This is a genomic window from Fluctibacter halophilus, from assembly GCF_020687825.1.
Classification (GTDB): domain Bacteria; phylum Pseudomonadota; class Gammaproteobacteria; order Enterobacterales; family Alteromonadaceae; genus Fluctibacter; species Fluctibacter halophilus.
This window is the reverse complement of sequence record NZ_JAJEWP010000014.1, coordinates 1-1310: the sequence shown is the minus strand read 5'-3', so window position 1 is coordinate 1310 and position 1310 is coordinate 1. Positions and strand designations below refer to the sequence as shown.

At 41.4% G+C, this 1310-nt stretch carries 3 protein-coding genes; all 3 read right to left on the bottom strand.

All coding sequences use genetic code 11. From position 1 onward, the window contains the following. Positions 1-157: 157 nt before the first annotated feature. A complete protein-coding gene (locus LJ739_RS19000) occupies positions 158-460 on the bottom strand; it encodes a hypothetical protein (protein WP_229163180.1) in 303 nt (100 codons plus the stop codon). A gap of 84 nt (positions 461-544) precedes the next feature. Beyond that, positions 545-799, bottom strand: a complete 255-nt coding sequence (locus LJ739_RS18995; RefSeq protein ID WP_229163177.1) for a DUF1040 family protein — start codon at positions 797-799, stop codon at positions 545-547. A gap of 126 nt (positions 800-925) precedes the next feature. Then, on the bottom strand, positions 926-1123 hold the full coding sequence (locus tag LJ739_RS18990; RefSeq protein ID WP_229163176.1) for a hypothetical protein: 198 nt from the start codon (positions 1121-1123) through the stop codon (positions 926-928). Between the last annotated feature and the right edge of the window lie 187 nt (positions 1124-1310).

Here is a 1310-nt window from a genome sequence, read left to right as displayed (position 1 = left end):
GTGCCAGTAGTGGACGGTGGTTAGCTCAAAAGTGAATGGGGGCTTTGGGTGAATAGCAGACTGTTAACGCCCCATTCAGGGGCTTTTAATTGTTGGCTAAAATAACGAACGCAGTGAGGAAAGCCAACTGTTAAAAATCCCGCACTGCAATGGTTTGTTATGTGGCTAAATTGCAAGACTCAATAGATTTAGCTTTGAAGATAAACTCTCGTTGATCTGTATGGAGGCAGTAACGACCTTGAAGTAAATCTAAGCCTATAACTAACTCAATACAATTCTCGTCCAGATCATAATTATCTACATTTAATCCAGATATTCCTTCAAACCTGAGACGCAGAACTGGATTAAACTCCACTGGTTTATCAAAGAAGATAACCTCAAGTACTTTATTATCTTCGAAGTATTCTATTGATTTAACATGTCCTGAGTATTCAGGAATATACTTTCTAAGCAGATTCATGTTTTAGACATATAACGCCCAAGGCAGCGGCGCGCGTTAGCGCATCCAGCCCGCAGGGCGATGCTGCCTTTGTTTGTTATGTGCTTACTCATTGCCATCACCAGAAACTTTGGCTTGTAGATATTCTAAGAAAGCATCATCTTCAAGATTGAAGAGATCGAATCCAATTCTTGTAAATCCATCGCTCTCTACCTCCTTTACTTGTCCAATTCCGTCATTTTCCTTTGAAAATTCATATTGGAGGTTATACAGCAACTGGTTGAACCGAAGGTCTGGATCTTTCTGCCAAAGCTTCTCTAAGAGTAGCAGTAATTGTTTGATTCTATTTGGGTCTCTCATTTTCCTTGCGTGCTCTGCTTCGACACATAACGTCCCAATCAGGGGCTGATAATAGCTTGCTAAAATGTGCAGCGAAGTGGAACCGAGCTAGCTGTTAGCAATCCCGCACTGAATTGGCTTGTTAGGTTACCGATTGTTTCGATAAGCAACCGAAAACTCTTTTGCGTATATATCGCGGCTAAATCCAGGGCACCTTTTCTGTATTTCAGCAATCAAATATGGATTATCCATAACTGGCTTACCTTTTACTTCTGGATGTTCACCATATTTACCGCTGAACACTTCCCGAACAAAAATTTCCATCTCATTTCGAAGAGCTTTCATCGAATCTTGATTTTTCCTTCCCATAGGGGACCTAACAGCTTATTACTGAGACTTCATAGTAACACTCGCTTCCCCTGAAAAACCATGTTCTGTGTTTTCAGTTGAAATGGCAGGTGAAACGAGGGTCTGCTCAATGCACAAGAGCAGTCATTTATTGCAACATCCCGCGATGTCCACTATTCGCTCA

Bases quoted from the DNA above. Each gene is read 5' to 3' on its own strand.
- LJ739_RS19000 (WP_229163180.1), bottom strand. From the start codon at position 460: ATGAATCTGCTTAGAAAGTATATTCCTGAATACTCAGGACATGTTAAA.
- LJ739_RS18995 (WP_229163177.1), bottom strand. From the start codon at position 799: ATGAGAGACCCAAATAGAATCAAACAATTACTGCTACTCTTAGAGAAG.
- LJ739_RS18990 (WP_229163176.1), bottom strand. From the start codon at position 1,123: ATGAAAGCTCTTCGAAATGAGATGGAAATTTTTGTTCGGGAAGTGTTC.